Source organism: Mesorhizobium sp. B3-1-6, assembly GCF_006439555.1.
GTDB lineage: Bacteria > Pseudomonadota > Alphaproteobacteria > Rhizobiales > Rhizobiaceae > Mesorhizobium.
In genome coordinates this window covers 145885-166292 of the sequence record NZ_VFTM01000012.1, presented here as the reverse complement: position 1 = coordinate 166292, position 20408 = coordinate 145885, and the positions used below count along the sequence as shown (strand labels likewise).

The window sequence follows — 20408 nt, the reverse complement described above, 5'->3', positions numbered from 1 at the left end:
ACCTCGGCCGCTTCATAGATGTATTCGGGGATCGAGCGCGGCTCGGAAGGCATCACCATGGGCGCCATGGACGTGCTCTACAGCTATGGCTTCCAGTATGAGAACCCGAAGAAGCCCTACGAGATGGAAGGCTTCGTCAACTCCGAGAAATCGGTGAAGGGGCTGGAATTCTACAAGTCGCTCTATGATTGCTGCACGCCGCCCGGCGCCTCCAACAGCTACATGGGCGAAGGCGTCGACGCCTTCAAATCCGGCCAGGTGGCGATGCATATGAACTTCGCCTTCACCTGGCCCGGCCTGCAGAAGGACGAGAATGTCGGTGGCGACAAGATCGGCTATTTCGTCAATCCGAAGGGTCCCGACGGCGCCCAGTTCGCGCAGCTCGGCGGCCAGGGTATCTCGGTGGTTTCCTACTCCGACAAGCAGGAATCGGCGCTGAAATACATCAAGTGGTTCGCCAACAAGGACGTGCAGGCCAAGTGGTGGTCGCTCGGCGGCTATTCCTGCCTGAACTCGGTGGTCAAGGACCCGAAATTCCCGTCCAGCCAGCCCTATGCGCAGGCCTTCCTCGACTCGATGGCGATCGTGAAGGACTTCTGGGCCGAACCCAGCTACGCGCCGCTGCTGCAGGCCTCGCAGAAGCGCTTCCATGATTATGTCGTGGCCGGCCAGGGCTCGGCCAAGGACGCGCTTGACGGTCTCGTCAAGGACTGGACGCAGGTGTTCCAGGACGACGGCAAGATGTAACCGCTCCTCCCGAGCAACATCGACGCGTCCCGTGCTGCCCTTGGCACGGGACGCAGTTCAGATAAATTCCATAGCCGAGACTTACCCGTGACCGAAGCAGGACTTACCATGCTCAATCGGACTGCGGACAACGTTGCCCGGGCGACGCCGGAGCCGTTGGCCAAGAAGATCCGGGGCATCAGCGACAAGGGCCTCGCCTGGCTGTTCATCTCGCCGACGATCCTTTTGCTGTTGGCCATCAACATCTTCCCGCTGTTCTGGGCGATCTATCTCTCCTTCACCAATTATCGCGCCAACCGCCCCAACGAGGTGGTGAAGAACCTCGGGCTCGCAAATTACCAGCGCATCCTCGGCGACCAGGACATCTGGATCGCCATGCAGACGACGGCACATTTCGTGTTCTGGACGATCCTCTTGCAGACCGTCATCGGCTTCACGCTGGCCTGGCTGATCGACCGCAAGTTCCGTGGCCACGCCTTCTGGACCACCATCATCCTGGTGCCGATGATGCTGTCGCCGGCTGTGGTCGGCAATTTCTGGCGCTTCCTCTACGAGCCGCAGATCGGGCTGTTCTCCTATGTCATCTCCTTCGTCACCGGTATTCCGCCGACGAATGTCCAGATGCTGTCCAATGTCGAACTGGCGCCGTGGGCAATCATCATCGTCGACACCTGGATGTGGACGCCTTACGTCATGCTGATCTGCCTCGCCGGCCTGCGCTCGATCCCCGAATACATCTATGAAGCGGCCGAGGTCGACCGCGCCTCCAACTGGCGGCAATTCTGGTCGATCACGCTGCCGATGGCGCTGCCCTTCATCATGCTGGCCGTGCTGTTCCGCGGCATCGAGAACTTCAAGATGTTCGACATGGTCAACCTGCTGACCGGCGGCGGACCCGGCTCGACCACGGAAGTCGCCTCGATCACGCTGAAGCGGCAGGCCTTCGAGAGCTGGCGCACCGGTTATTCCTCGGCCTTCGCCATCATCCTGTTCGTAGCGGTGTTCGGCCTCGCCAACATCTACGTCAAGGCGCTCAACAAGGTGAAGCAGAGATGAGCCTGACCACCGCCCATTCCGTCGTAGCACCCTCGTCGAACGCGAAGCTGATCGCCGGCACGATCATCATAGCCTATGCGCTGATCTCGATCGTGCCGCTGTTGTGGATCTTCGCCACCAGCTTCAAGACGCCGCCGGATTCGATCGCCTACCCGCCGAAGATCGTCTTCCAGCCGAGCATCGAGGGCTATTGCAACCTGTTCACCACCCGCACCCGGCAGACGCCGGAATACATCAACTCGCTCGGGCCGGCGACCGGCTTCTGCGACGAGACCGTGCGCAAGCGCAACATGGTGATCGCCGGGCCATCGAACTTCCTGCCGCGCTTCGTCAACTCGCTGATCATCGCCTTCGGCTCGACCTTTTGCGCAGTGTTCCTCGGCACGCTCTCGGCCTATGGCTTCTCACGCTTCAAGGTGCCTTTGGCCGACGACCTTCTGTTCTTCATCCTGTCGACGCGCTTCATGCCGCCGATCGCGGTGGCGATCCCGATCTACCTGATGTATCGCGAGCTCGGACTCTCCGACACAGCGCTCGGCATGATCCTGCTCTACACCGCGGTCAACGTCTCTTTGGCCGTGTGGCTTCTCAAGGGCTTCATCGACGAGATCCCGCGCGAGTACGAAGAGGCCGCGATGATCGACGGCTATACGCGGCTGCAGGCCTTCTGGCGCACCGTGCTGCCGCAGGCGACCACCGGCATCGCGGCGACCGCCATCTTCTGCCTGATCTTTGCCTGGAACGAATATGCATTCGCAGCGCTCTTGACCTCCGGCACGGCGCAGACAGCGCCGCCCTTCATCCCGACCATCATCGGCGAGGGCGGCCAGGACTGGCCGGCGGTGGCGGCGGGCACGACCATCTTCCTGGTGCCGATCCTCGTCTTCACCATTCTGCTGCGCAAGCAGCTCCTGCGCGGCATCACCTTCGGCGCGGTGCGCAAATGAGCAGTGTGGGAATAAGTCGACCCCCACTCCGTCGAGCTTCGCTCGACACCTCTGCCCCGATCGCCGGGGTAGAGGAAGGGCGCGAACTTCATTCAGCCAGGCTCCCTTCCTCTCCCTCTGGAGGAAGGAGAGGTGGCGCTGCGAAGCAGCCACGGAGTGGGGGAACCACCTGGCAACCATCTCTCCCCTTGAACGAGAAGGAAGCGAGGAACGCATGAGCCGCACCGTTGTCTCCAAGCGCTCCTCTTGGCCCCGCTGGGCAAGGCGCGGCCTGATGGAAAACATCGCGACCGCAGTCATCGCGATCGGCTTCCTGATGCTGTTCCAGCCCTTCGCGCTGTCGCTCTACACCTATTCCTTCATCACCATGCTTGCCGGCACGGTCATGTTCATCATCGTCTCGAAATTCCCGGAATAACGATGGCCGAGATCCGTGTTCAGAACCTGAGGAAAGCCTTCGGCGCATTCGTCGCCGTGCAGGATTCCAATTTCGTCGTCGAGGACGGCGAGTTCTTCGTCATGCTCGGGCCGTCCGGCTGCGGCAAGACGACGACGCTGCGCATGATCGCCGGCCTCGAGCTGCCTACCGGCGGCAAGATCCTGCTCGGCGGCGAGGACGTCACCATGCGCCGGGCGCGTGAGCGCGACATCGCCTTCGTCTTCCAGCTCTTCGCGCTCTACCCGCATATGAACGTGCGCCGGAATATCGGCTTTCCGTTGCTGGCGCAGGGCATGGCGTCGGCCGAGATCCGCAGCCGCGTCGAGGAGACCGCCAAGCTGCTGCGCATCGACCATCTGCTGGACAAGTCGGTCTCCGGCCTCGCCGGCGGCGACCGCCAGCGCGTCGCGCTCGGCCGCGCCATCGTGCGGCGGCCGAAATGCTTCCTGATGGACGAGCCGCTCGGCACGCTCGATACCGAGTTCCGCGACCTGATGGTGCATGAGCTGCGCGAGCTGCACAACCGCATCCACGCCACGACCGTCTATGTCACGCACGACCAGATGGAAGCCATGTCCATGGCCGACAAAATAGCGGTGATGAACCATGGCGTCATCGAGCAGTTCGGCACGCCGCGCGAGATCTACGACCGGCCGGCGACGATGTTCGTCGCCGATTTCATCGGCTCGCCGCCGATGAATTTCCTGAAGTTCGGCGGCGGGCTTGCCAGGGGCGCGAAGGAGGTCGTCGTGCAGGGCGCCAAGGTGGCGGTGCCGGAAGTCCGCGAGGACATCGAACCCGCCGACATGGCGCTCGGCATCCGGCCCGAGCACATCCGCTTCGACGATGCCTCGAAGCTGCGCGGCGCCATCTACGGCACCGAATATCTCGGCACCACGCAGATCGTCGCGGTCGAGACAGCCGACGGCATCATCAAGGCGCGGGTGCCGGCCGGCATCCATCTCAGCCCCGGCGAACAGGTCGGACTGGCCTTGAGCAGCGCCCGGTTGTCGCTATTCGAAAAGGGCTCCGGACGTGCGGTCAGGACCGCCATGCATGATCAAGCAGTGGAGGCGCGCCATGGCTGATGTCCATATCAAGGGCGTGACCAAGAGTTTCGGCGACACCGTCGCGATCAACGATCTCGACCTTGCCATCAAGGACGGCGAATTCGTCGTGCTGCTCGGTCCGACCGGCGCCGGCAAGACGACGACGCTGAGGCTGGTCACCGGGCTGGAGCGGCCGGACAGCGGCACGATCCATATCGGCGGCCATGACGCGACCGCGCTGTCGCCGGCCGAGCGCGACACCGCCTTCGTCTTCCAGCAATATTCGCTCTATCCGCATCTTTCGGTGTTCGACAACCTCGCCTTCCCGCTGCGCTCTCCGGCGCGGCGTTTTCCGGAGGAGGCGGTGCGGCGCCGCGTCGAGGAAGTGGCGCGCATGGTGCGCATCGACCACAAGCTCGACAACCGCTCGACGAAACTGTCGGGCGGCGAGATGCAACGCGTCGCCATCGGCCGCGCCCTGGTGCGCAAGCCGGCGATCTACCTGATGGACGAGCCGCTGTCCTCGCTCGACGCCAAGCTGCGCGCCGATCTCAGGCTCGAGTTGAAGCGGATCCAGTCCGAGCTCGGCGCCACCATGCTCTATGTCACGCACGACCAGATCGAGGCGATGACCATGGCCGACCGCATCGGCATCCTCGCCGACGGCGTGCTGGTGCAGATCGGCACGCCGCGCGCGATCTATTCGGAGCCGGCAAACCTTCATGTCGCGGCGCGCCTCGGCCAGCCGGCGATCAACCTCCTGCCGGCCGGGCTGCTGCCCGACGGCGGCGCGCCGACCGGAACGGCGATGATCGGCGCCCGCACCGAGCATCTCGCGATCGAGAAGGCGATGAACGGCCATGCCGACGGCGTGGTCGACTCGGTCGAGCATCTCGGCGACCAGAACCACCTGCATGTGACCGTGGGAGCGAAGAAGCTGGTGACGCTGACCGATCCCGACACGCCGCTCGCAAAGGGGGACAAGGTGACGATCCGCTACATGGCGCCGCTCTATTTCGGCTCGGACGGGCAAAGATTGATGTAGCGGGGGACTGATGTAGCCGCCTCCCGCCTTATTCGCACACCTATCGACGACCGCAGATACGGACTGGACGAAATCCATGAAGCACTTTTTCAACCGCAAGGACACGATCGTCACCGAAGCGCTCGACGGCTTCCTCGCCACGGCGGGATCGGGCGCGCTCGCCCGCCTCGACGGCTATCCCGAGATCAAGGTCGTGCTGCGCGCCGACTGGGACAAGACGAAGGTGGCGATCGTTTCCGGTGGTGGCGCCGGGCATGAACCCTCGCATGCCGGCTTCGTCGGCGCCGGCATGCTGACGGCGGCCGTCTCCGGCGAGATCTTCGCCTCGCCGAGCGTCGAGGCGGTGCTGGCGGCGATCCGCGCCACGACCGGGCCCGCCGGCTGCCTGCTGATCGTCAAGAACTACACCGGCGACCGGCTCAATTTCGGGCTGGCCGCGGAGAAGGCGCGCGCCGAGGGCCTTGCGGTCGAGATGGCGATCGTCGGCGACGATATCGCGCTGCCCGATATCGTGCAGCCGCGCGGGGTCGCCGGCACGCTGTTCGTGCACAAGATCGCCGGGCATCTTTCCGAAAGCGGCCGTGACCTGGCGTCGGTCGCGGCCGCGGCGCGCGCGGCGGCGAAGGACATCTTTTCGCTCGGCATCTCACTGTCCTCCTGCTCGATCCCCGGACAGGCGCATGAGGAGCGCTTCGGCACCGAGGACGGCGAGCTTGGCCTCGGCATCCATGGCGAGCCGGGCGTCGAGCGCATCGCCCTGCAGAGCGCCGGCGCATTCGTCGCCATCATGGCGGAGCGCCTCGCCGCGCGGCTTGACACCGGCAGCCGCTATGCCTTGCTGATCAACAATCTCGGCTCGGTGCCGCCGCTCGAAATGTCCTTGATCGCCAATGCGGTGCTCGCCTCGCCGCTCTGCAAGGCCGTGGCGCTGACGATCGGCCCCGGGCATCTGATGACGGCGCTCAACATGAACGGCTTCTCGCTGTCGCTGATCAAGCTGGACGCCGAGCGCGAGGCGGCGCTGCTCGCGCCCGTCGGCCCGCATGCCTGGCTGCCGGCGAAGCCGGTTCGCGCGCCGGTCGTCGTGGCGATGGCCAAGCCCGCCATCGGCACAGCCACAAAGCCAGCTAGCCACGATGCGGCCGCCGAGCGGCTGATCAGAGCCGTCTGCCAAAGGCTGATCTCGCTGGAAGAGCCGCTCAACGCGCTCGACGCCAAGGCAGGCGATGGCGACACCGGCTCGACCGTGGCGACCGGGGCGCGCAGCATCCTCGAGCGCATCGAGACGCTGCCGCTTGCCGATCGCGCCGCGACCGCCGCCGCGCTCGGCGATACGCTGGGCACGTCGATGGGCGGTTCCAGCGGCGTGCTGTTGTCGATCTTCTTCACCGCCGCGTCGCAGTCTCTCGGCGCCGGCGCGTCGGTCAGCAAAGCCTTGCTCGCCGGGCTCGACCGGATGACTTTCTATGGCGGCGCCAAGGTCGGCGACCGCACCATGGTCGATGCGCTGGAGCCGGCGCTGCGGGTTCTCGACGCGACCGGACTGGAAGCGGCGGCACAAGCGGCGCGGCAAGGCGCCGAGGCAACCGCCGCGATGCGGAAGGCGAAGGCCGGCCGTTCCGCCTATATCGGCAGGCAGCTCGACGTTGCGGATCCCGGCGCCTTCGCGGTGGCCGAAGTCTTCGCTGCTATGGCGGCGCTGTTTGCCCCGGCATGAAGGACAGAAAATGGCCGCAGCCGATTTCTCCAGACTGATCGCGGCGGCGGCCGATACGATCGCGGCGCATGCCGAGGAACTGACCGCGCTCGACCAGGCGATCGGCGACGGCGACCACGGGCTGAACATGAAGCGCGGCTTCGAGGCCGTGCGCGCCGAGGCGGACGCCTTTTCGGCCAAGCCGCTGCCCGAGGCGCTGAAGGCGGTCGGCACCAAGCTGGTGATGACCGTCGGTGGCGCCTCCGGGCCGCTGTTCGGCACGTTGTTCATGGCGCTCGGCAAGGACATGCCGGCAGCACCCGATCGAAACGGGCTGGCCGCGGCGCTGGGCAAGGCGATCGAGGCGGTCGCGGTGCGCGGCAAATCGCAGCCGGGACAAAAAACCATGCTCGATGTGCTGCAGCCGGTGTATGAGGCGCTGACGCAAGGCAAGACGGCCACCGAAATCGCCAATGCGGCCGACAAGGCGGCGGAAGCCACGGTGCCGATGAAGGCCCTGCGCGGACGCGCTTCCTTCCTGGGAGAGCGCTCGATCGGGCATATGGACGCCGGAGCGCGCTCGACCGCGCTGCTGGTGCGCGCAGTCGCGGAAGCGATAGAGGGTATTTGATGAGCAATGTCGGGATCGTCATCGTGTCGCATTCCCCCCTGGTCGCCGAGGGCACGGCCGACATGGTGCGCCAGATGGTAGGCGACGAAGTGCCGCTTGCATGGTGCGGTGGAAACGGCCATGGCGGGCTCGGCACCAGCGTCGAGGCGATCATGGATGCGATCGACAAAGCCTGGTCGGAAGCGGGCGTCGCCATACTTGTCGATCTCGGCGGCGCCGAGACCAATTCGGAGATGGCGGTCGAGATGATCGGCGAGCCGCGCTCCCACAGAATAGTCGTCTGCAACGCGCCGATCGTCGAAGGCGCGGTGATGGCGGCGACCGAATCCTCTGGCGGCGCCTCGCTCAAGGAAGTGGTGGCGACGGCGCATGAACTGTCGCCGGCGTGAACGAACGGGAACCGACTGAATGTCCGCATCCGCCGAAGCAACGGTCCTGATCACCCACGCCGTGGGCCTGCACGCGCGCCCTTCGGTGAAGTTCACCAAGCTCGCGAAGTCGTTCGCGGCCGAGGTGGAAGTGGCGGTGGCTGCAAACGGTCCCTGGTTCGACGCCAAGAGCATCGTCAAGGTGATGGCGGCGAAGGCGCCGAAAGGGACCATGCTGCACATCCGCGCCAAGGGTGACGGCGCGGTCCAGGCGGTGAAAGCGCTGGTCGATCTGGTGCAGCGTGACTTTGACGAGGACGCGGATCATGCCAGGTCCGCTTGAGACGGATCCGCATGCCCATAGGCCCGCAAGGAAAGCGAGCCATGCGGATTGACGGCATTCCCGCCTCCCCCGGTTACGCCGAAGGCCCGCTGTTCGATCTCGACCAGTCTCCGGCCGGCTACGAAGCCAAGGCGGGCGCGGCGGAAGAGAAGGTTGCGCTGGAAGTGGCGATCGGCAAGGCCGTCGGCCGGCTGGCGGCGCTGATCGAAACCGCCGACGGCGACGCCGCCGGCATCCTCGAATTCCACATCGCCATGCTGGAGGACGACGCGCTGAGCGGTCCGGCCTTCGCGGCGATCGGTTCCGGGCAGGCGGCGGACGCCGCCTGGCGCGCGGCGCTGGACGGCGAAGTCGCCGGCTACGAAGCGTCGGACCAGGACTATTTCCGCGCCCGCGCGGCGGATCTGCGCGACATTCGCGATCAGGTGCTGCGCGCGCTGAGCGAGGACAGCGAGGCCGCGGCGCCCCCGGGCGCGATCCTCTATGGCGAGGACATCGCGCCGACGCGTTTTCTCGAAACCAATTGGAGCAAAGGCGGCGGCATTGCGCTCAAGCGTGGCAGCACCGCCAGCCATGTCGCCATGCTGGCGCGCTCGCGCGGCGTGCCGATGGTCGTCGGTCTCGACATCCCGGCTGGACCGCTCACCGGCGCGGCGCTGCTCGATGCCGAGCGCGGCGGGATCGTTTTCTCGCCGTCGCCGGCCGAGATCGAAGCCTTCCGGCAATCCGCCTCCGCCTTCGCCGACCGGCAGGGCGCGGCGCGGACATTCCTGACGGAGCCGGCGGTGACCAAGGCCGGCACCACGGTGCGCGTCCAGGTCAACATCGCCTACCCGTCCGACGTCGACGGCATCGATATCGCAAGCTGCGACGGCGTCGGCCTGATGCGCACCGAATTCCTGTTCGGCAAGACGCTGCCGGACGAGGAGACGCAATACCGTGCCTACCGCAAGGTGCTGGACTGGGCCGGCGACAAGCCGGTGACCATCCGCACCGTCGACGCCGGCGGCGACAAGCCAATACCGGGTTTCACGGTCGAGGAAACCAATCCGTTTCTCGGCTTGCGCGGCATAAGGCTGTCGCTGGCGCGGCGCGATATCTTCCGCGTACAGATACGGGCATTGCTGCGCGCCGCCATCCACGGCAATCTGAAGGTGATGTTCCCGATGATCGCCACGCCCGACGAGTACAGCCAAGCCGCCACGCTGTTCGCCGGGGAACAGGCGGCGCTTGCCGCGCAGGCCGTCGCGCACAGGCTGCCGCCGCTCGGCATCATGGTCGAGGTGCCGTCCGTCGCACTGGCGCCGGAAGCCTTCGCCGATGTCGCCTTCTTCTCGATCGGCTCCAACGATCTGACGCAATATGTGATGGCGGCCGCGCGGGACAACTCAGCCGTGGCGCATCTCAACTCCGTCCGTCACCCGGCGGTGCTGCGGCTGATCGCTGCGGTCACCGCCTTCGGGCGGGAAAGAGGTATCCCGGTCAGCCTGTGCGGCGACGCGGGCGGCGATCCGGCAGCCATCCCGGCGCTGCTCGAAGCGGGCCTGCGCGACCTGTCGGTCGCCCCCGCGCAACTCGCCATGGCCAAGGCGGCCATCGCGGACGTGCCGGTGTAGGCGCGGCATGGGCAGGACCGAGAAGATACCGGAAACAGGCTCGGAAGAGGCGATCCGCGCCTACAAGACGATCCTGTCGCAGGTCATCGACCAGCGCCCTTCGGGCATGCGCCAGCGCCTTGCCGATGCGCTCGGCAAGCACCGCAGCTTCGTCACGCAAATTTCCAGCCCGGCCTATTCGATCCCGATCCCGTCAAAGCATCTGCCGTCCATCTTTTCCGTCTGCCACTTCAGCCAGGCCGAGCGCGACCAGTTCATGGCCGCCTATCACCAGGCGCATCCCGGCAAAGTGCCCGCGGCTTCCGGTCCGCGCAAGACACGCCATGTCTCGCTCATCGTGCCGGATTTCGGCGACGACAGGCAGAACGCCGCGCTCGACCGGGCGATCAACGAATTCATCCAGAAGATAACCAGCATCGCCGGCAAGAGCAGCGGCTGAGCAAAAGCAATTCCAGGAAAAGTGTGTGGCGGTTTTCCGTTCGGAATTGCGTAAACTAAAGACCGTCGGGAGGACTGCCATGAAGAAATTCATCAATTCGGTGGACACGGTCCTGACCGAGAGCCTCGATGGCTTTGCGGCGGCTCATGCCGACATCCTCGTGCTCGGCGAGGAGCACAAGTTCATCCGCCGCAGGGAACTGAAGCCAGGCAAGGTGGCGTTGATCTCGGGCGGTGGCTCCGGTCACGAACCGCTGCATGGCGGCTTTGTCGGCCATGGCATGCTCGACGCCGCCTGCCCCGGCCAGGTCTTCACCTCACCGACGCCCGACCAGATGCTCGCGGCCGTTGAGGCCGTCGACACCGGCGCCGGCTGCCTGTTCATCGTCAAGAACTACGAAGGCGACGTGATGAATTTCGACATGGCGGCCGAGATGGCGGACGGCGTGCTGCAGGTGGTGACCAATGACGACGTCGCGGTCGAGAACTCGTCCTACACGACCGGGCGGCGCGGCGTCGCCGGCACGCTGGTGGTGGAAAAGATCGTCGGCGCGGCGGCCGAGCAAGGCATGCCGCTGCCCGCGCTCAAGGCGCTGGGCGACCGCGTCAATGCCGCGACGCGCTCGATGGGTGTGGCGCTGACCAGCGGCACGGTGCCCGCCGCCGGCAAGCCGACCTTCGAGATCGGCGACGGCGAGATGGAATTCGGCGTCGGCATCCACGGCGAGCCCGGCCGGCGGCGCGACACGCTGAAGAGCGCCGATGCCATCGCCGAGGAGGTCTGCGCCGCGATTGCCGGCGACCTCGGCGAACGGGCCAAAGGACCGGCGCTGCTGTTCGTCAACGGCTTCGGCGGCACGCCGTCGATGGAGCTATATGTGATGTATAACAGCGCCCGCAGAATGTTCGAGAAACAGGGCGTGACGGTTGTCCGCTCGCTGGTCGGGTCCTATGTGACCTCGCTCGACATGGCGGGATGCTCGATCACGCTGACCATGCTGGATAACGAAACGTCAGCACTTTGGGACGCGCCGGTTCACACGGCGACGCTGCGCTGGGGGATGTAAGCGGTTTCAGCCGAGCTGAAGCTGCGGATTGATGGCCTAGACCACCTTTGACGGGCCAGCGACGACAGCGGACAGCTTGCCCACCTTGCGCAGCACCGGTGCTTGATATTGCTTCTTGGTCATTTTCGTGCCCTCCGACTCCAGCTTGTGAGAATGCGGCAAAGCTATTCGCACTGTCAATTCATGCGCGGGGTTTGCCCTCGCGCTGCTGGCATCCCTGATGCTTTTCTGCAACCATGTTCGCCATATCTGTCTTCCATGGACGAATCTCGACCAGATCGATGCTGCCTTCTCTTGCGCCTGCCGATGAGAAACTGCTGCTGACCTTCGCCGACCCCGAGGCATCGGCCGCCGCGGGCAATGGCCTTGCGGCCAAAACCCTGCTGGCGCTGCTCGCCAATGCGGAGTTCCATGGCGTGCTGCCGATCATGCTGCGCAAACTGAGGGAAGTCGGCGACGCTCAACTGCCGCAGGACACAGCCTTGCAGCTGAAATTGTCGGAGTTGCGCGATGAAGCGACGATGGCGACCGGTCAGTCGATGTTGTTGCAGTACCATGGCGACCGCATCATGAAGGCATTGGCGGCGAAAGGCGTGCCGGCCCGGATCGTCAAGGGACCGGTTTTCGCACGCAAGCTTTATCGCCAGGTTGCGGACCGTCCCTTCACCGACATCGACATTCTCGTCGACCCCGCCAGCATCGAGGAAGCCAACAAGACCATCGGCGAATGCGGCTTCGAGCTCGGCAGCGACGAGGCCGAGTCGCATGAATTGCAGGAGTTCAAATGGCTGGAGAAAGAGAACTCCAGCCTGCTGATCGAGTTGCATGGCGATCTGGTGCACGACACCGGTATGCGCCGGCGCCTGTCGCTCGGGTTTCGGGAATTGCAGGCTATCGACGACGGCGAAACCGACACGCCGGCCGCGCTGCTCACCATCGCCATCGTCCATGCCGCCGGCGGCCACAAATTCCACCGGCTGCAGCTCTGCGTCGACGTGCTGCAAGGCGTGCGGGGGCTGAAATCGCCGGAGGAGGAAACGCGGCTGCTCGAGGCCGCCCGCATGACCGGCATCGAGCTTGAGCTGGCCACGGTCCTCAACGTCACCGGACGCCTGTTCGGCGCGCCACGCGCGATCGAGCTTGCCAACCGCATCAAGCCTGACCTCTCGATACGGCTGGCGAAATGGCTCATCACCGGCAACATGCTGCTTCGGGTCAATTCCCGCGAAAAGCTACGCTCGCGCCTCAGCCGCGATGCCTTCCGCTGGGTGCAGAGGCTGGCGCGGCCGCGACCATATCCAGCCTGAGCCTGGGATGGAGAAACCGCTCTCGGCCGTGTTCGTCACCGAGGTTTCTCCCGTCACCGCGCCCATGCTTGCGCGCTGGGCAAATGGCGGCCACGGCATCGCCGCCGTGGTCGTGCCGGGCCCACGTGCCGGCAAACGCTTCAGCTTCAGTGTCCTGCGCCGTCGCCTGCGGCGACGGTTTGCGTTGGTATTTCATCCCAGACACGCCATGCCCCGGCTGATCGAATTCAGCCCGCCCTACGACTGGGATACGCTCGGGCGGGAGCTCGACGTGCTCGGCGCCGATCTTCTGATCTGTTTCGGATATGGCAAGCTGATCCCGCGAACCGTGCTGGAGCTGTTTCCAAACGGCGGCCTCAACCTGCATCCCGCGCTTCTGCCGCACTATCGCGGCCCGCATCCGATTCACCGGCTGGTTATCGACCAGATGCATGAAGCCCATGGCGGCGTGACCTTGCACAAGATGACGTCCGGCTTCGACGAGGGCGACATCCTCGCGCAGGTTGGCTTTGCAGCAGAGGACTGGCATTCGGCCGCAACGGTGAACCGTGCCCTGGCCGACGCGATGGCTGCGCTCGCGGCGGATATTGCGCCCGAGTTTTGCCGTAACGGGCTTGCCGGATTGCCCCAGCCGGATGGGGCATATGTCTGGGCGCAGATCGATCAGGGCCCGTTGATCGTCGGCACGCAATCGTCAAGCGACCATGTCGCGCGGCTGTGCCGGATCGTCGGGTCGAGTGTTCCGGTCAGTGTGCTGATCAATGGAAGACCGGTCCGGCTGGCCCAGCCGGTCCGTCGCCTGGGACCACCCAGCGGCGAAGCGGCGAAATGCCGATGGGGGCTGGTGGAGTTCGACTGCGCCGACGCGCGCGTCGTCCATCTGGGCTACAACAAGCTGTCCAGGCTGTTGTTGCGATGGCAGTCGAAACCCCGCCAGGCCCCGCGGGAACAGCGATCCTTCCACATCCGGCGTTTCGGCGCGAAGGGCTAACTCTTTGTTGGAGCATGATCTTCTCCGAGAACCGGTTCCCACTTTTCGGGATCATGCTCTAGGCTTTTGTTTTGTCGCAATTCCCGGACGCAAAGCCGCTCACACTTTCCTGGAATTGCTCTAACACGCCTCAAGCGCAGCCTGGATCAACGCGGCCGCATCGGCGGGACTTGCCCCGACTTCGAGCGTGAAGGTCGGCACCGCCTTCACCAGGGCGGCGATCATCGCCATGCGCCTTTTCTGCAGCGACAGCAGGCCGGTCATGCCGGTCCGCACATTGTCCGTGGCCAAAGCCACCATGGCGTCGGTCCTGGCCATCGGCAGCAGCCGGGTCTCGGTGCCTGCCGAACGCGCAAGATGCAGGAGCGCGGCGACGGGTCTGGCGCGCACATCCTCGACGCGGATGATTTTGCCGAGGCGGTCCAGCGAAACGGACTGCTCGCCCTCGGTGTCCCATTTTTCGCCCAGGCAAGGCGCCACGAAGGGCAGCATCGCCGCCGTGTTGCGGTGGACCTTCACCCTGCGCGGCATGCCCCAGGCGGTGATGCCCTGCCCGCTTGCGTTGAGGATCATCACGTCGTCCGAGCAGAGGCCGAAGCCCCGCGACGCAAGCGCGAGCGATGTGGTCGACTTGCCTGTGCCGCTTGGCGCATGAATGAGAACCAGGCCGTCCTTTCCAGGCAAGGTGAGGCCTGCGGTGTGCAGCATATGCTGGCCGTCCGCGTCGAGCGCTGCGTCCAGCACCATCATCAGCAGGGTCCACTTGATCTTGCTGTCCGGATGAAGACGGATTTCGGCCTGGCCCCCGCCGTCGTGGATCGACACGGTCTGCTGGCCTGGGAAGACGAGATGGAAGACGCTTCCGGCGTCGATCATGCGGCAATGGCCGTCCACCGGCACTTCGCCGTCGAAAGCCAGCTTTCCTTCGGGGTTCTCGTGCAACTCAAGCGTTTCGACGATGTCGACGCGAAAGCCGGGCTGGACAGGCTCGTCCACACGCAAGGCGCCGAGCATCAGGTCGAAGCTCGGCCACAGATCGGCACGCGCGGCGGTGATGCCCAGAACCTGACCGTTGAGGTCGTAGCGGAAAGTCTGGTCGCTCAAGCGGCTGGCGCCTTCATCCTGGCCGGGTGGCGGTAGATCTCCACCATGCCGGGCTGGCTGTCGCTGACCACCGGCTTGTCGTCGAGGCAGACCCAGCAATGCGCCGACAGGCGAGGCTCGTTCATCGACTTGGCATCGACGCCGAAACGCAGCTCCGCATCAAGGCCGGCCATGCGCAGAAAGCGAAAACCGAGCAGGCCTTCCCGAAGGCACCTGCGGTCGCGCATCAGCCAGGGACGCCGCACCGTTCGCTTGACGCGGTGGACGATGTAGGTCCAGGGCAAGTCACGATAGGGCGCCGGCGACTGCAGCGGCGCCAGTTTCAACACACCTTCGAAATCGCGCCGCCCGACCAGCACCGGCATCAGCCGGGCGCTGAGCCACAAATGGACGCGGAACAGGATGCGCAGGGCAGGGCCGTCGGCCATCACGCGCCCGGGTCGGCGAGGATGCCTTCGGCCACCAGTTCGGCGGCCAATTCGGCCATGTCCTGGTCGAGCGTTGCCTTGTCGACCTCGAACTCGTCCGACAGCAGGTCGACGATCTGGTCGAGGTTGCGCGCACCGTTCACCTTGTCGAGGAAAGCCTCGGTCGTGTCGTTGCAGGTGTAAAGCTGGCCGCTGCGCGCCAGAAGCACGACGGCGCCATCGCCGACATGCTGCACGGACGCATCGTCCGCCATGCGCAGCACCGTTTCAGAGCCGATTTCCGCCATCCGCCCGCTCCCTTCGCTTAAGAGCAATTAGCGCGGCACAGCAAGGCTGTCCATCGCTGTGGGGTGGCGAAGGGGACGATAGCTCGGCAGGCCTTGCCCGTCGCGGGACGAATATTAGCGAAGTCTTGCCTTCCTGCCCTTGGGTAAGCTATGAGTCCGCCGGGCTTTGGGGAGTGATGTGTATGCGTTACAATTGGGAACGGGCTCCGACGGCGTTCGAGCGCCATCGGAAGGCGCTTGCGGCGGCCATCTTGATCGCCGGCGGCGTCGGGCTGATGCTGGCGGCGCTACCGCTCTAAGCCGGCTGATATCGCGGACCAGGCATAAACGGCGCTCTCGCGAGAGGGCGGAAGAATCGTTTGGCCCTTGTCTGAGCGACCAGGACCTGGCGATCAAGGCAGTTGGCCCGTCACCGCCATGAAGCGGCGGTCGCGGCCTTCGAAGCCCTGGCTGAGCGCTGGACCAGCGCGGCAATCGCCACCGGCTTGCCCTTGGGCGCGAACTCATAGATCACCGACAGGCTGCAGGATGTCAGGCAGGTGCGCGCGAACCAGGCACGGCCTTGACCTCGTGCAGCACCTTCATCGGCCTGCCGTCCTGACTCTGCAGCATCCAGCGAGAAGCCGATGATGCGCCGCGCGGCCCATCGCCCGCGTGTGTCGCCGCGCCGGCAAACACGACGCACAGGCCGAGCGCCACGGCAGGCAAATCTCTCATCTCCCTCTCCTTCGGCCGAAACCCGACGGTGCCGCGTATTGGCCGGCAAGGCGAGAGCGGAGTGGACCAAAATGCAGGAAGACATGGCCTGCGGAACCGGCTTAGGCTATTTGCCGGTTGATGAAAGCTATTCCTGGGGAGGAAGACCACATGGCCTCACGCTACCGCGAAGTCTATGAGGGCTGGAAAAACGACCCCATAGGGTTCTGGGCCGAGGCGGCGAAGGCCATCGACTGGTACACACCAGCCGAAAAGGTCTTCGATCCGGCGGAAGGCGTCTATGGCCGCTGGTTCATCGGCGCCACCTGCAACACCTGCTACAACGCAATCGACCGCCATGTCGCCGGCGGACGCGCCGACCAGCTGGCGCTGATCCATGACAGCGCCATCACCGGCACGATCCGGAAATTCACCTATGCCGAATTGAAGCGCGAGGTCGTCGCGCTTGCCTCGGTGCTGAGGCATCGCGGCATCGGCAAGGGCGACCGCGTCATCATCTACATGCCGATGGTGGCGGAAGCTGCGATCGCCATGCTCGCGTGCGCGAGGCTGGGCGCCGTGCATTCGGTGGTGTTCGGCGGCTTCGCCTCGCATGAGCTTGCCACCCGCATCGACGACGCCAAGCCGAAGCTGATCATCACCGCGTCCTGCGGGCTGGAGCCGGGACGCGTGGTCGCCTACAAGCCGTTGCTCGACAAGGCGATCGAGATGTCGAAGCACAAGCCCGACGCCTGCCTCATCCTGCAGCGCGAGCAACTGCGCTGCGAGATGAAGGACAATTACGACTTCGACTATGCGGACGCGGTGGCGCGTGAACGTGCGGCCGGCGCCAATGTCGACTGCGTGCCGGTGCTGGCTACCGACCCGCTCTACATCATCTACACCTCCGGCACGACCGGCCAGCCGAAAGGCATCGTGCGCGACAATGGCGGCCACATGGTCGCGCTGAAATGGACCATGGACAACGAGTTCGGCGTGAAGCCCGGCGAAGTGTTCTGGGCTGCCTCCGACGTCGGCTGGGTGGTCGGTCATTCCTATATCGTCTACGGGCCGCTTCTGCATGGCTGCGCCAGCGTGCTGTTCGAGGGCAAGCCGATCGGCACGCCGGATGCCGGCACCTACTGGCGGGTGATCGCTGAGCATGGCGTGGTGGCGCTGTTCACCGCGCCGACCGCCTTCCGCGCCATCAAAGGGCAGGATCCCAAGGGCGAATTCGTGCCGAAATACGATCTGTCGAAATTTCGCGCCCTGTTCCTGGCCGGCGAGCGCGCCGACCCCGAAACCATCAAATGGGCCGAGCAGAAGCTCGACCGTCCGGTGATCGACCATTGGTGGCAGACCGAGACCGGCTCGCCGATGACGATCAACCCGGCGGGGCTCGGGCTGTTGCCGGTGAAATACGGCTCGCCCGGCGTGCCGATGCCGGGCTACGACATCCGCATCCTCGACGATGCCGGCCACGAAGTACCGCGCGGCACGCTCGGCAATGTCGTGGTCAAGCTGCCATTGCCCGCCGGCTGCCTGCCGACGCTGTGGAACGCCGACGCCCGCTTCCGCCAGGCCTATCTCGAAGAGTTCCCCGGCTACTACAAGACGGCCGACGCCGGCATGATGGACGAGGACGGCTATCTCTATGTCATGGCCCGCACCGACGACATCATCAACGTCGCCGGCCACCGGCTCTCGACGGGCGCCATGGAGGAGGTGCTGGCGGCCCATCCCGATGTCGCCGAATGCGCGGTCATCGGCATTGCCGATGCCATGAAGGGCCAGGTGCCGCTCGGCTTCGTCGTGCTCAATGCCGGCGTGTCGCGCGATACCGGCGCGATCGAAAGCGAGGTGGTGGGGCTGGTGCGCGAGCGGATCGGACCGGTTGCCGCCTTCAAGACGGTGGTGACGATCAAGCGGCTGCCCAAGACCCGCTCCGGCAAGATCCTGCGCGGCACGATGCAGAAGATTGCCGACAAGGAGGAATGGACAATGCCGGCGACCATCGACGATCCCGCCATTCTCGACGAGATCACGGCGGCGCTGAAGGGCCGCGGCATCGGGGTGTAGTCGCCAAGCAGACGGCCGCGTTAAGGAAGAATTCACGAATTTGTCCCGCACTGCAATCGCTTGTTGTGCAGCGCAGCAATAGACTTTAAAGTTTGCGTTGGGGGGCCATACCGAAGGCGCGGCATGGCTCAGCACAAGACGACATTCGGCGGTGTCGACATCCTGCGTTTCCTGGCTGCCGTCATGGTGATGTTCTATCATTATGGCTTCTGGGTCTGGGCCTTCCCCGACGGCGTTTCGGCGCGCGCCACCGGCGGCATCCCGCCGCATCCCGAAATGGCCTTCGCCGGTTCCGGCTGGGTCGGCGTGCAGGTGTTCTTCGTCATCAGCGGTTTCGTCATCGCCTTCAGCGCCGAGAATTCCACGCCGCTGAAATTCTTCGAGGCGCGCTTCCGGCGGCTGATGCCGGCGGTCTGGATCTGCGCGCCGATCTCCGCCATCGTCCTGCTCGCTGTCGGCCTCTCCTGGCCGACGGACGCCGTGATCCGCCTCGTCCGCACCGGGCTGTTCGTGCCCTTCGAACCCTGGGTGGACAGCGTCTACTGGACGCTCGGTATCGAGATTGCGTTCTATGCCATCGTCTGGGTCCTGCTGCGGTTCGGCCGATTCGACCTGATGGAGATAGTGGCCATCGTCATCGGCCTCGCCAGCACATTGTTCTGGTGCGCCTATTTCGCCTTCGGCTGGACCGCTCTCGCCGAGACGCGCTGGCTGCAGCTGGCTCTGGTGCATCACGGCGCGTTCTTCGCCGTCGGCGTGCTCCTGTGGCTGATGCGCTTCAAGGCGATAACCCTGCCGCGGCTTGCCTTCGCGGCCCTGTTCCTGTTCGGGGGCGCATTGCAGATCGCGAGCTCGGTCGACGTGCACAGCGTCAAGGTGGAAGCCGCGATGCCTTACACGGCGCCGATCGTCGTCTTCCTCGCGGCGGTGGCGCTGATGGCGTGGTCGCTGCGCCTAGACCTGTCCTGGCGCGGTTGGCGGCGGATCGGACTGATGACCTATCCGCTCTATCTCATCCACGATGTCGTCGGCGCGGCGATGCTCGGCGCCCTGACGCGCGCCGGCGTGCCCTATCTGGCCGCTATTCCGGTTGTCGGCTCCGCCATGATCGCGGTGAGCTGGCTGATCGCGGCCGAGGCCGAGCCGCGGATCCGGCGGCTCTTGGACTACACGCTGTTCCGCTATCGGTTGAAGGCCGCCTGACGACGCGACTGCCGATCGCGCGCCGGTGTGGAATTGTTTGCATTCGGCATGATATCGAGGCGCAGATCAGTGCAAATAGCCGAGCCTCAATCCGTGAATCTTTTCCAACGATCGAGACGCCCTCGACCCGCGCCACGCGAGCGCCTCGTCATGGACATGCGCGACACGGTCGTCTACGCGATCGGCGACGTGCATGGCTGCCACGACGAACTGCGCGCGCTGGAGCAAAAGATCCAGCTCGATGCGCAGCGGTTCAGCGGCCGCAAGATCATCATCATGCTGGGCGACTATATCGACCGCGGGCCGCACTCGCGGCGCGTGGTCGACCATCTGATGGCGCCGCCGCCGAGAGGGTTCCTGCGCGTCTGCCTGGTGGGAAACCACGAGGTCGCGCTGCTCCTCTATCTGGATGGCTATCTCTCGCGTGAGACCTGGCTCGGCTATGGCGGGCGCGAGACGTTGTTCTCCTACGGCATCGATCCGGACCGCCTGGCAAGCCTCTACGGTTCCAGCGAACGGACGGACGCGCATATACGCGAGGCCTTTCCCGCCGGCCATGTCGACTTCCTGCGCACGTTGCCCATAATGGTCTGCTCCGAGCATTTCGTCTTCGTCCATGCCGGTATCCGGCCCGGTATCGCGCTCGAGGCGCAGGACGAGAGCGACCTCCTCAACATCCGCGAGGAGTTCTTCGAGGCTGCGCACCGTCTCGACCGCTGGGTGGTGCACGGACACACGGTCGTGGAGGTTCCGACGCTCGACGGGCGCCGGCTCGACATCGACACCGGCGCCTTCCAAACCGGGCGGCTGACCGCGCTCAGGATCGTCGGCAAATACGGCCGGCTGCTGTCTTCAAGAGATTGAAGACGGC

At 65.2% G+C, this 20408-nt stretch carries 21 protein-coding genes and 1 pseudogene; 18 read left to right on the top strand and 4 right to left on the bottom strand.

All coding sequences use genetic code 11. The features are described 5' to 3' along the window. From FJ414_RS13340 to FJ414_RS13270, 15 genes and pseudogenes are all read left to right on the top strand, one after another. Window positions 1–747 (top strand): annotated as a pseudogene (locus FJ414_RS13340) (extracellular solute-binding protein); the annotation flags it as partial. 108 nt (window positions 748–855) lie between these two features. Next, on the top strand, window positions 856–1803 hold the full coding sequence (locus FJ414_RS13335) for a sugar ABC transporter permease (protein WP_140644837.1): 948 nt from the start codon (window positions 856–858) through the stop codon (window positions 1801–1803). Further along, window positions 1800–2750 carry a carbohydrate ABC transporter permease gene (locus FJ414_RS13330; RefSeq protein ID WP_041001244.1) on the top strand — a complete coding sequence of 317 codons (951 nt, stop codon included), beginning with the start codon at window positions 1800–1802 and terminating at the stop codon, window positions 2748–2750. The genes FJ414_RS13335 and FJ414_RS13330 overlap by 4 nt, the downstream gene beginning before the upstream one ends. Before the next feature lie 214 nt (window positions 2751–2964). Next, the gene (locus FJ414_RS13325; RefSeq protein WP_140644836.1) at window positions 2965–3168 is read left to right on the top strand and encodes a hypothetical protein; all 204 of its coding nucleotides are present in this window, start codon (window positions 2965–2967) and stop codon (window positions 3166–3168) included. 2 nt (window positions 3169–3170) lie between these two features. Then, window positions 3171–4277 carry an ABC transporter ATP-binding protein gene (locus FJ414_RS13320; protein WP_140644835.1) on the top strand — a complete coding sequence of 369 codons (1107 nt, stop codon included), beginning with the start codon at window positions 3171–3173 and terminating at the stop codon, window positions 4275–4277. Then, window positions 4270–5283, top strand: coding sequence for an ABC transporter ATP-binding protein (locus FJ414_RS13315; RefSeq protein WP_140644834.1), 1014 nt, complete (start codon window positions 4270–4272; stop codon window positions 5281–5283). The genes FJ414_RS13320 and FJ414_RS13315 overlap by 8 nt, the downstream gene beginning before the upstream one ends. Window positions 5284–5359: 76 nt before the next feature. Next, window positions 5360–7000 carry a dihydroxyacetone kinase subunit DhaK gene (locus tag FJ414_RS13310; RefSeq protein ID WP_140644833.1) on the top strand — a complete coding sequence of 547 codons (1641 nt, stop codon included), beginning with the start codon at window positions 5360–5362 and terminating at the stop codon, window positions 6998–7000. Between the two features lie 10 nt (window positions 7001–7010). After that, window positions 7011–7610, top strand: a complete 600-nt coding sequence (dhaL, locus tag FJ414_RS13305) for a dihydroxyacetone kinase subunit DhaL (RefSeq protein WP_140644832.1) — start codon at window positions 7011–7013, stop codon at window positions 7608–7610. Continuing rightward, window positions 7610–7999 (top strand): dihydroxyacetone kinase phosphoryl donor subunit DhaM, encoded by a 390-nt coding sequence (dhaM, locus tag FJ414_RS13300; protein ID WP_140644831.1) that lies wholly within the window; start codon window positions 7610–7612, stop codon window positions 7997–7999. Before dhaL ends, dhaM begins: the two co-directional genes overlap by 1 nt. A 19-nt stretch (window positions 8000–8018) precedes the next feature. Next, window positions 8019–8321 carry an HPr family phosphocarrier protein gene (locus FJ414_RS13295; RefSeq protein ID WP_140644830.1) on the top strand — a complete coding sequence of 101 codons (303 nt, stop codon included), beginning with the start codon at window positions 8019–8021 and terminating at the stop codon, window positions 8319–8321. A 41-nt stretch (window positions 8322–8362) separates the two neighbouring features. Beyond that, entirely contained in the window at window positions 8363–9937 is a 1575-nt protein-coding gene (ptsP, locus tag FJ414_RS13290; protein ID WP_140644829.1) for a phosphoenolpyruvate--protein phosphotransferase, read from the top strand. A 7-nt stretch (window positions 9938–9944) separates the two neighbouring features. Next, complete coding sequence (locus FJ414_RS13285) at window positions 9945–10376, top strand: hypothetical protein (protein WP_140644828.1); 432 nt, start codon at window positions 9945–9947, stop codon at window positions 10374–10376. A gap of 79 nt (window positions 10377–10455) precedes the next feature. Beyond that, entirely contained in the window at window positions 10456–11442 is a 987-nt protein-coding gene (gene dhaK / locus FJ414_RS13280; RefSeq protein ID WP_140644827.1) for a dihydroxyacetone kinase subunit DhaK, read from the top strand. A 281-nt stretch (window positions 11443–11723) separates the two neighbouring features. Then, on the top strand, window positions 11724–12749 hold the full coding sequence (locus FJ414_RS13275; protein ID WP_140644826.1) for a nucleotidyltransferase family protein: 1026 nt from the start codon (window positions 11724–11726) through the stop codon (window positions 12747–12749). A gap of 7 nt (window positions 12750–12756) precedes the next feature. After that, complete coding sequence (locus FJ414_RS13270; RefSeq protein ID WP_181181605.1) at window positions 12757–13740, top strand: formyltransferase family protein; 984 nt, start codon at window positions 12757–12759, stop codon at window positions 13738–13740. Between the two features lie 120 nt (window positions 13741–13860). Here FJ414_RS13270 and FJ414_RS13265 read toward each other — a convergent pair whose 3' ends face one another. The 4 genes from FJ414_RS13265 to FJ414_RS31440 all read right to left on the bottom strand — a co-directional run bounded on the left by FJ414_RS13265 (window position 13861) and on the right by FJ414_RS31440 (window position 16276). Next, entirely contained in the window at window positions 13861–14844 is a 984-nt protein-coding gene (locus tag FJ414_RS13265; protein WP_140644824.1) for a serine kinase, read from the bottom strand. Further along, entirely contained in the window at window positions 14841–15272 is a 432-nt protein-coding gene (locus FJ414_RS13260; protein WP_140644823.1) for a lasso peptide biosynthesis B2 protein, read from the bottom strand. The genes FJ414_RS13265 and FJ414_RS13260 overlap by 4 nt, the downstream gene beginning before the upstream one ends. Then, on the bottom strand, window positions 15272–15559 hold the full coding sequence (locus FJ414_RS13255; protein ID WP_140644822.1) for a PqqD family protein: 288 nt from the start codon (window positions 15557–15559) through the stop codon (window positions 15272–15274). Before FJ414_RS13255 ends, FJ414_RS13260 begins: the two co-directional genes overlap by 1 nt. Before the next feature lie 531 nt (window positions 15560–16090). After that, entirely contained in the window at window positions 16091–16276 is a 186-nt protein-coding gene (locus FJ414_RS31440) for a hypothetical protein (protein WP_181181604.1), read from the bottom strand. A 150-nt stretch (window positions 16277–16426) separates the two neighbouring features. Between FJ414_RS31440 and FJ414_RS13245 the strand changes: the two genes are divergently transcribed. The 3 genes from FJ414_RS13245 to FJ414_RS13235 all read left to right on the top strand — a co-directional run bounded on the left by FJ414_RS13245 (window position 16427) and on the right by FJ414_RS13235 (window position 20401). Beyond that, window positions 16427–18334, top strand: a complete 1908-nt coding sequence (locus FJ414_RS13245) for a propionyl-CoA synthetase (RefSeq protein WP_140644821.1) — start codon at window positions 16427–16429, stop codon at window positions 18332–18334. Window positions 18335–18457: 123 nt separating this feature from the next. Beyond that, window positions 18458–19537, top strand: a complete 1080-nt coding sequence (locus FJ414_RS13240; protein WP_140644820.1) for an acyltransferase — start codon at window positions 18458–18460, stop codon at window positions 19535–19537. Window positions 19538–19687: 150 nt separating this feature from the next. Next, window positions 19688–20401, top strand: a complete 714-nt coding sequence (locus tag FJ414_RS13235; RefSeq protein ID WP_226892031.1) for a metallophosphoesterase — start codon at window positions 19688–19690, stop codon at window positions 20399–20401. Window positions 20402–20408: the final 7 nt, after the last annotated feature.